Raw genomic sequence first — 9,383 nt, 5'->3', positions numbered from 1 at the left:
CGCGGATGGTCCTGGTGTCGCGGCCGTCGATGCGCTCGCCGTCCTTGATGATGTGCTCGCGGACCAGGTTGTACTCGAAGTCCTCGATGACCGCCTTGATCTCGCCTTCGGCCCCTTCGAACTCGGTGGCCAGTGCGGCGAGGGTCTCGTCGGTGATGGTGTCGATGGCGTTGTGACGCTCGACCTTGGTCTTGATGCGGACCGCCTGCTTCATCCCCTCGTAGGCGATCTCCTTGACGCGGGCCTTCAGCGCCTCGTTGACCACCGGCGGCTCGATCACGCGCTTGGCGACGCCGACCTTGCCGGCCAGCTCTTCCTGGGCAACCAGCAGCGGCTGCACGGCGGCATGGCCGAAGAAGATGGCCTCCAAGAGGTCGTTCTCGGAGACCTCCTTGGCACTACCTTCCACCATCAGGATGGCATCCTTGCTGGCGGCGATCACGATCTCCATGTCGGAGTTCTCTTCCTGCTCGGCGGTCGGGTTGGCAATGAGCTCGCCGTTCACGCGGCCCACTTTGACGCCGGCGATCGGCCCGAAGAAGGGGATGTCGGAGACCATCAGCGCGGCGGAGGCGCCGATCATGGAGAGGATGCCCGGATCGTGGTCCTTGTCCGCCGACATGACGGTGGCCATGATCTGGGTGTCGTTCAGGAAGTTCTCCGGGAAGAGCGGACGGATCGGGCGATCGATCAGACGGCAGGTGAGGGTTTCGTTATCGGAGGGACGCCCCTCGCGCTTGAAGAAGCTGCCGGGAATCCTGCCGCCGGCGTAGGCCTTCTCCTGGTAGTTGACGGTGAGCGGGAAGAACCCCTGCCCTTCCTTGGCGGCTTTCAGCGCTACCGCGGTGACCAGCACCATGGTGTCACCGCTGGAGATCATGACGGCGCCGCTCGCCTGCTTGGCGATCTTGCCGGTTTTGATAGTGATTGTCTTGCCGCAGCATTCTGCCTGTACTGTGTGTTCCATTAATCGGCCTCCTGACCTGATGTATTTGCCTGGTTGGTGTTGGGGCCGCCGAGAAAGGCGCCGTGCGGGCACGAGGGTCCGCAGGGCACTTTTATCCACGCCCCCAACAAAGAAAAGGGCACTAGGGCCCTTGCGAAAAAAGAGGAAAAGGCAATATACCCGGAGGTATACTGCCTTCTATTACCTTCTGATGCCGAGTTTTTCGATGATCGCTTTGTACCTGTCGACGTCTTTCTTCTTCAGATAGTCAAGCAGACCCCTTCTCTGGCCGACTATCTTCAACAGACCGCGACGGCTGTGATGGTCCTTCTTGTGAACCTTGAAGTGCTCGGTCAGATAGGTGATGCGCTCTGACAGAATGGCAATCTGCACTTCCGGGGACCCAGTGTCGGTGTCATGGAGCTTATGAGCAGAGATTATTTCCTGTTTCTTGTCCGTTACCAGCATTCGATTACACCTCCTTCCACTTGTACTATTTATAGCTGTCCGCGCCTCTGGGAGTACACGGAAAAGTTCGACATCCGCCTTGTTTACCACAAAAACCACTACGTGTAAAGGATAATAGCTAGTTGAATACCCGAGCCAGCCTGATCCTTTTGACTTCATCGCACTCGCCGACTGCCAGAAGCCTATCCTGCTGATACAGTCGCACCTGCTCTCCGGGTGAAAGTTCAGGGAGAGCCTCGGCAAAGTCGGCCGCTTCAGGCTTCACGCCGTTGCCGACCTTACGTCCCCCCTCGGCGCTCAGTTTGAGCGCCTTCAGGTGGCAGAGCGCGCGATCCAGCGGGAGCAGCAGTGCGGCCTGGTCCGGCGAGGAAGCGAGCTGCTCGATCTTGAGCGAGTCCGCCTCGGCGAAGATCCCGGAGCTAAGGCGCCTGAGTTCAAGGAGGTGCGCCCCGCACCCCAGCGCCTCGCCCATGTCGGTCGCCAGCGTGCGGACGTAGGTGCCGCGCGAGCAGCGCACGGTGAAGCAGGCCTCGGGGAGCCGGATCCAGTCGAAGGAAAGAGAGAAGATCTCCACCTCGCGCGGCTCGCGCTCGATCTCGATCCCCTTCCTGGCCAGCTTGTACAGCGGCACGCCGTCGCGCTTGATGGCGGAGAACATGGGGGGGAGCTGGGAGAGCTTCCCCGAGAATTTCGCTACCAGGCGCTCGAGATCCTCGGCGGCAAGGTGCGACCAGGGGCGCTCCTCGATGACGGTGCCGGTCAGGTCCTGGGTGTCGGTGGAGATCCCCAGCCGCAGCACGGCCCGGTACTCCTTCTGCGACTCGTCCAGAAACTGGATCGCCTTGGTACCCTCCCCCACGGCGACCGGCAGCACGCCGGTGGCAAAGGGGTCGAGAGTGCCGGTGTGTCCCACTTTCTTCTGGCCGATGGCGCGCCGAACCTTGGCGACCACGTCATGGGAAGTGACGCCCGCCTCCTTGTCGATCACGAAAAAGCCGTTCAGCATCCCCGCATCTGCTCCAGGCGTTCGAAGACCTGAGCCTTCACCTCGGCGAGGGTTCCCTTGATTATGCAGCCGGCCGCGTTGTGGTGCCCGCCGCCGCCGAAGGAGGCGGAAACTGCTGCCACGTCGACCTTCCCCTTGGACCGGAAACCGACCTTGAATTTCCCTTCCTCAAGCTGGCGGAAGAAGAGCGCCACCTCCACGCCGCGGATCGAGCGCGGGTAGTTGATGAAGCGGTCGGTATCCTCGGCGGTGGCGCCGGTGGCCTCGTACATGTCCTGGGTGACGGTGACCGAGGCGTACTCGCCGTTGGGGGAGATGGTCAGGTCGGAAAGGGCCAGCGCCAGGAGGGCGATGCGCTGCTTGGGCTCGCTTTCGTAGAGATTCTCGTTCACCGTCCAGGCGTTGACACCCTTGCCGATCATCTCGCCGGCGATGGCGAAGGCCTCCGGGGTGGAGTTCGAGTAGTGGAAGCTCCCGGTGTCGCTCAGGATGGCGGTGTAGATGCAGAGCGCGGTCGGATAATCGACCACGTCGCCGGCCGCCGTAATGATGCGGTAGACGAGCGCCGCGGTGGCGCAGGCCTTGGGATCGATCAGGTTATGCTTACCGAACAGTTCGCAGCCTAAGTGATGGTCGAGATTGATGTAGCAGCCTATCCGCTGGCAGGTGGTGATGGCCTTGCCGGCCCTCCTGAACTCGCCGATGTCCAGCACGAAGCAGACGTCGAAGTCGCGCTCCGGCAGTTCGTGGAGGACCTGGTCGGCCAGGGGGAGGAACTTGCAGCTCTCGGTGACCGGGTCGCAGAGGTAAACGGTGACCTCCTTGCCGCGCGCGGTGAGGTAGTTGGCAAGCGCGAGCGAGGAGCCGATGGCATCGGGATCGGGGCTTTCGTGGCTGGTGATCAGGAAGCTGGTGTTCTTGTCGATTTCGGCCAGGATCGCCGCAATCTCAGGTGTTGTCGCCGTCATCCGTGGAACCTATCTCCTTGAGGATCGATTCGATGTGCTGGCCGTACTCCAGGGAGGTATCGTACTTGAACTGGATCTCGGGGGTGAAGCGCATCTTGAGGGCCTGGCCGATCTCTTTCCTGATGAAACCGCGGGCACTGTTGAGGCCGGCGGCGGAGTTCTGCCTCTGCTCGTCGCCGCCGTGCACCGTGAAGTACACGGTCGCCATCCTGACGTCGGGGGTCATCTTGACCCCGGTGATGGTGACGAAGCCGATGCGGGGATCCTTGAGCCCCTTGATCAAAAGCTCGGAGATGATCTTGTGGATCTCCTCGCCGACTTTATCTGAACGCTTAACCATATGCTTTTTTCACACTCTCTTTCAACTTGCTTGCAATTAACTTCACGCTGCCACAGCCGCGCATGTCGTCCCCCCCTTGACAAAGGGGGGACAGGGGGGATTGCTTGTGCCTGTCAAACCTCAACTGCAATCCCCCTAAATCCCCCTTTATCAAGGGGGACTTAACGGCTGGGAGAATTGGTGGAGCCCTTACAGCTTGGTGGCCACTTTCTCCATCTCGTAGCACTCGATGATGTCGCCGATCTTGAGGTCGTTGTAGTTCTCGATCGACATACCGCACTCGTAGCCGGTGGCGACTTCCTTGACGTCGTCCTTGAAGCGCCGAAGGCTCGCGAGCTTGCCGTCGTGGATGACCACGTTGTCGCGCAGCAGGCGGACCTGGGCGTTCCTGACGATCTTGCCGTCGGTGACGTAGGAACCTGCCACGGTGCCGTGCTTGGGCACCTGGAAGGTCTCCCTGACCTCGGCGCGGCCCAGGGCCTTCTCCTTGAAGGTCGGCTCCAGGAGGCCTTCCATCGCCTTCTTGATGTCGTCCACCGCATCGTAGATGATGTTGTAGAGACGGATGTCGACCCCTTCCTTCTCGGCGAGCTGCGCCGCCTTGACCTCGGGACGCACGTTGAAGCCCAGGATGATGGCGTTGGAGGCGGAAGCGAGGTTGACGTCGGTCTCGGTGATGGCGCCGACCGAGGCGTGCAGCACGTTCAGGCGGACCGCGTCGGTGGTGAGCTTCCTGAGCGACTCGGCGACCGCTTCCACGGAGCCCTGCACGTCGCCCTTGACGATGGTGTTGAGGTCCTTGACCTCGCCCTTCTGGATCTTCTCGTAGAGCTGCTCCAGGGAGAGCTTGCTGCTCTTGGCGAGCTCCTGCTCCCTGAGCTTGGCCTGGCGGTGGTTGGCGATCTCTTTGGCCTGCTTTTCGTCGGCCAGTGCCACGAAGACGTCACCCGCGTCGGGCACGCCGGTGAAGCCGATGACCTCGACCGGCATGGCGGGCCCGGCCTCCTGCACCTTCTCGCCGCGGTTGTTCTGCATGGCACGCACACGCCCGGAGTGGACGCCGGCCACGAAGTAGTCGCCGCCTCTCAGGGTGCCTTCTGTGACCAGCACGGTGGCGACCGGGCCGCGACCCTTGTCGAGTTTCGCCTCGACGATGGTGCCGCGGGCCGCCTTGTCCGGGTTGGCCTTCAGTTCCAGGACGTCCGCCTGCAGGAGGACCATTTCCAGGAGCTCTTCCAGGTTGATCCGCTTCTTGGCCGACACCTCCACGAAGATGGTGTCGCCCCCCCACTCTTCCGAGACCAGGGCGAATTCCATCAGCTCCTGCTTCACCTTGGCCGGGTTGGCGTCCGGCTTGTCGATCTTGTTGATGGCAACGATGATCGGTACGCCGGCGGCCTTGGAGTGGTTGATCGCCTCGCGGGTCTGCGGCATCACGCCGTCGTCGGCGGCCACCACCAGGATGACGATGTCGGTGACCTTGGCGCCCCTGGCGCGCATGGCGGTGAACGCCTCGTGGCCCGGGGTGTCGAGGAAGGTGATCTTGCGGCCGTTCAGCTCGACGTCGTAGGCGCCGATGTGCTGGGTGATGCCCCCCGCCTCGCCGGCGATCACGTTGGTCTCGCGGATTGCGTCCAGCAGCGAGGTCTTGCCGTGGTCGACGTGGCCCATGATGGTGACGACCGGCGGACGCTTCACCAGGGTCTCAGGTGCATCCGGCTCCGCCTCCAGCATCTCGTCCACGTCCAGCGCCACGTTCTCGATCTCGTAGCCGAAGTCGGTGGCCAGGATGGTCGCGGTGTCGAAGTCCAGCGGGTGGTTGATGGTCGCCATCACCCCCATCTTCATCAGCGCGCGGATCAGGTCGGTGGCCTTGATGCCCATCCTCTTGGCCAGTTCGCCGACGGTGATCGACTCGCTGATCTTGATGATCCTCTTGATGGCCTTAGGCACCGTGATCTCGGTCTTCTTGCCGATCTGGACCTTCTCGACTCCCCTCTTCTTCCCTTTGGAGCGCGGGCCCGGCTCGAAGATGCGCTCGCGCTTGTCGAGCATATCCGGCTTCTTGAAGGCTTCCTTCTTCCCTTTACCGGCCGCAGGTCCCTTCTTGGCGCCTTTGGCGAAATCGCCACCGCCACCGGCACCGCCGGCGGGCGGGGGAGGTCCCTTCCTACCCTTGCGGCGATCGTCACCCATCAAGCCGGTGTCGATCGGACCCAGCGGCGCGGGCCGCTCGGGTGCACGGCCGGGGGCGCCTGCCGGGCGTTCGCCGGGACGTCCCGCGCCGGGACGCGGTGCCGGACGCTCGGTGCCCGGGCGCTCCACGCCGCGCGGCATGCCGGGACGCGGCGCCGGGCGCTCGCCGCCAGCTGCAGGACGCGGCTGGTACTCGCGGGGCTGGTACTCGCGCTGCTGGGGCTGCCGCTGGGCAGGCAGGGGTATCTCCACGCGACCCAGGATCTTGGCCCTGGTGGGAGTAGCTTTATCCGGTTCGGCCGGTGCCGCGGGAGCAGCCGGTGCGGCAGCGACAGGTGCCTCGGCAGCGGGCTTGGCGGCCGGCGCGGCAGGGGTCTCTTCCTTGGCCGGGGTCTCGGCAACGGGGGCCGGCGCCTCTTCTTGAGGCTTGGCCGGTGCCGCGGGCTTGGCGGCCGGTGCGGCCGGAGCGGCCTCTTTGGCTGCCGGAGCAGGCTTCTCCTCTTTTTCGACCACCACGGCAGCCGGCGCTTCCGGAGCGGGCTTGACCGGAGCGGCCTCGATGATCCTGGCCCGGGGCGCTGCCGGACGGGCAGGCTTCTCGACCGCCACCGGCTCCGGCTCGGCCTTGACCGGGGGCGCCGGCTCGGCCGCCGCCTCCTTCTTGGGCTCCTCGGCCGCAGCTGCCTCGGCCTGGGGCGCCTCGGGCGCCTCAGTCGGCTTGGCTGCACGGCGGCGGATCAGGGTCGGCTTCACTCGGACTTCTTCCTGCGAGGAAACGTCTTTATGGGCAGTCGGCGCGGTAGCGGTCAGGACCTTGACGTCCGCATCATCAATAACAGCCATGTGGCTCTTGACGTCCCGGCCCATCTCGGCCAGTTTCGCCATGACCTCCTTGTTATCGACTCCCAACAACTGCGCTATTTCGTGTACGCGTTTGCTCATCTACTCACGCTCCTCCTCAAAGAAGTTCCTGTACTTTTCCATTTCTAAAGCTATAGACCCGACGAAGCCGCTCTCCAGGACGATCAGCACGCTCCTTAATTCCTTGCCCAGCAACGCTCCCAAATGTTCCTTGTCGAAGAAGGACGCGGCCGGTGTGTCGTGGAGCCTTGCCAGCCCGCGGAACTTCTCCCCGCTCTCCTCGGAGATGTCGGTGGCCATGAACAAAAGCCCCGCCTCCCCTTTCTTGAGCCGCTCGGCGACCTGATCGGAGCCGGAGACGACCTTCCCCCCCTTGTTGGCGAGCGAGATATAGGAGGCGATCCGTTCCCTCAGCTTCTCTCCCACCTGCCGGATGAGCGCCTCGCCCTCTGCACCCTGCACCTCACCCTTGAAACCGCGGGCGAACTGCTTTTTGAGGGCGGCCTGCCTGACGCAGGAGGCCTTCAGGCAGGTATAAGCCCCGCGACCCGGGAGCTTTTGCTGGAGATCCGGCACCAAGGTGCGGTCCGGCGCCAGTACGAAGCGGAGCAGCCCCCCCTTGTCCCTGGTCTCCCGGCAGGCCAGGCAGCTTCTTAAGGGAATGGCCTTGGGCATGGCTGCTAAGCGTTCTCCTCGTCCTCGACCACGGCGACGTTGCCCACGTTGTCGCCGGGGGCCTCGGCGGCCTCTTCTTCCTCGGCGGTGCCGTCATAGGAGGCGAACTGCTGGAGCTCGGCCTCGGCCATGCGGGTCTCGCTCTTGATGTCGATCTTCCAGCCGGTCAGCTTGGCGGCGAGCCGCACGTTCTGGCCGCGCTTGCCGATGGCGAGCGAGAGCTGGTCGTCGGCCACGATCACCTCCATGGCCTGCTCCTCGTCATCGACGTAAACCTTGGTGACCACCGCCGGCGCCAGCGCGTTGCAGGCGAAGCGGGCGATGTCTTCGGACCAGGGGATGATGTCGATCTTCTCGCCGCGGAGCTCGGATACCACGTTCTGCACGCGGGAACCGCGCATACCGACGCAGGCGCCCACCGGGTCGACGTCGGAGTCGTGCGAGTAGACAGCGATCTTGGCACGCCCGCCCGGCTCGCGCACGACACTCTTGATCTCCACGATCCCCTCGGCGATCTCCGGCACCTCGGCCTCGAACAGCTTGGCGAGCATCATGGGATGGGTGCGCGACAGCATGATCTGCGGCCCCTTGGTGGTCATCCTGATCTCGGTGATCACCGCCTTCACGCGGTCACCCTGGCGGTAGACCTCGCGCGGGGCCTGCTCCTTGTGGGGCAAAAGCGCCTCGGCGCGCCCCAGGTCGACGATCAGGTCCCCCTTCTCGAAGCGGCGCACCACGCCGTTCACGATCTCCATGATCCGTTCCTGGAACTCGTTGAAGATGGTCTCGCGCTCCGCCTCGCGCACGCGCTGGATGATCACCTGCTTGGCGGTCTGTGCTGCGATGCGGGAGAAGCCGCTGGCATCCATCTTCATGCCGATGGAGTCACCGATCTCGACCTCCGGGTCCTCCTCGCGAGCCTCATCGAGCTCTATCTCGCGGTAGGAGTCCTGCACCTCTTCCACGACGGTAACGAACTCAAACAGCTCCACCTCCCCGATTTCGGGGTTGTAGTGAGCCTCCAGATCGCGGGTATTGCGAAACTTCTTGTTGGCGGCGGTCAGCACAGCCTGCTCCAACGCCTCGACCACGATATTTTTATCGATACCCTTTTCCTTGACGATCTGGTCAATGGTGTGTTTGAGGTTAAAGCTCGTTTCCACGTCTCTCTCCTTGTAAAAAATCGGAACTTTTTGCGTAACAGTTAAAATTCGAACTCGAGATTGGCCTTGGCCACCTTGTCCAGCGGGATGGCGGCGTCCTGGCCTTCCTTGAGGTGAACTCTGATCACCCCGTCCTCAGCTGCGGTCAGCGTCCCAAGGAAGGTCTTGCGCTTGTTGCCCGCCTCGTCGGCCAGCACCTCGAAGGTCTTGATCTTGACCAGCTTGCCCAGGAAGCGCTGGTAATCGGCGAGCCTCTTAAGCGGGCGGCAGATGCCGGGCGAGGAGACCTCGAGGGTGTAGTTCTCCTTGATGAAATCCTCAACGTCCAGGATGTCGGAGACTTCCCTCGATACCTGGGAGCAGTCGTCCAGCGATACGCCGCCTTCCTCTTTCTCGATGAAAAGGCGCAGCACCATGTCCCGCCCCTCGCGCTTGTACTCGACGTCCACCAATGCCATGCCGAGCGGGGGAAGGATTTCACCAGCAATCTCGGTGACTCTATCTACAACATCGACCTTTGCCATCTTGCGGATTTCCCAATAAAAAAAGTGAGCCGGAAGAGCTCACTTTCAGTGAACGTTAACATGTGCCTCATTATTTAACATGGCCACCCTTTTAATGCAAGCTGTTTTTTTCAAAAACATACCGATTTCCAAGGTTTCCGCCGTCGCCAACGTGCGCTGGCATCATGAATGTCACGGACAATGGGTCCACCGACATCCAGGTCGAAAGAACACCGGTACAAAAATAAGTAATAAAA

8 protein-coding genes and 1 pseudogene are annotated in these 9,383 nt (G+C 62.7%); all 9 read right to left on the bottom strand.

Features of this window, described 5'->3' with window-relative positions:
* Nucleotides 1–967 (bottom strand): annotated as a pseudogene (locus tag VJ604_RS06255) (polyribonucleotide nucleotidyltransferase); the annotation flags it as partial.
* A 180-nt stretch (nucleotides 968–1,147) separates the two neighbouring features.
* Entirely contained in the window at nucleotides 1,148–1,414 is a 267-nt protein-coding gene (gene rpsO, locus VJ604_RS06250) for a 30S ribosomal protein S15 (RefSeq protein WP_324080746.1), read from the bottom strand.
* A 118-nt stretch (nucleotides 1,415–1,532) separates the two neighbouring features.
* Nucleotides 1,533–2,417 (bottom strand): tRNA pseudouridine(55) synthase TruB, encoded by an 885-nt coding sequence (gene truB, locus VJ604_RS06245; RefSeq protein WP_324080749.1) that lies wholly within the window; start codon nucleotides 2,415–2,417, stop codon nucleotides 1,533–1,535.
* Nucleotides 2,414–3,388, bottom strand: a complete 975-nt coding sequence (locus VJ604_RS06240) for a DHH family phosphoesterase (protein ID WP_324080744.1) — start codon at nucleotides 3,386–3,388, stop codon at nucleotides 2,414–2,416. Before VJ604_RS06240 ends, truB begins: the two co-directional genes overlap by 4 nt.
* Complete coding sequence (locus tag VJ604_RS06235) at nucleotides 3,369–3,728, bottom strand: ribosome-binding factor A (protein ID WP_324080741.1); 360 nt, start codon at nucleotides 3,726–3,728, stop codon at nucleotides 3,369–3,371. The genes VJ604_RS06240 and VJ604_RS06235 overlap by 20 nt, the downstream gene beginning before the upstream one ends.
* Nucleotides 3,729–3,917: 189 nt before the next feature.
* Complete coding sequence (gene infB / locus VJ604_RS06230; protein WP_324080740.1) at nucleotides 3,918–6,866, bottom strand: translation initiation factor IF-2; 2,949 nt, start codon at nucleotides 6,864–6,866, stop codon at nucleotides 3,918–3,920.
* Nucleotides 6,867–7,460, bottom strand: coding sequence for a DUF448 domain-containing protein (locus tag VJ604_RS06225; RefSeq protein WP_324080738.1), 594 nt, complete (start codon nucleotides 7,458–7,460; stop codon nucleotides 6,867–6,869).
* Between the two features lie 5 nt (nucleotides 7,461–7,465).
* Nucleotides 7,466–8,623, bottom strand: a complete 1,158-nt coding sequence (gene nusA / locus VJ604_RS06220; RefSeq protein WP_324080736.1) for a transcription termination factor NusA — start codon at nucleotides 8,621–8,623, stop codon at nucleotides 7,466–7,468.
* 41 nt (nucleotides 8,624–8,664) lie between these two features.
* Nucleotides 8,665–9,147, bottom strand: a complete 483-nt coding sequence (gene rimP, locus VJ604_RS06215) for a ribosome maturation factor RimP (RefSeq protein ID WP_324080734.1) — start codon at nucleotides 9,145–9,147, stop codon at nucleotides 8,665–8,667.
* Between the last annotated feature and the right edge of the window lie 236 nt (nucleotides 9,148–9,383).

The organism is Geomonas sp. (genome assembly GCF_035254065.1).
GTDB lineage: Bacteria > Desulfobacterota > Desulfuromonadia > Geobacterales > Geobacteraceae > Geomonas.
The sequence above is the reverse complement of the archived record's forward strand: the minus strand, read 5'-3'. Positions and strand labels throughout refer to the sequence as shown.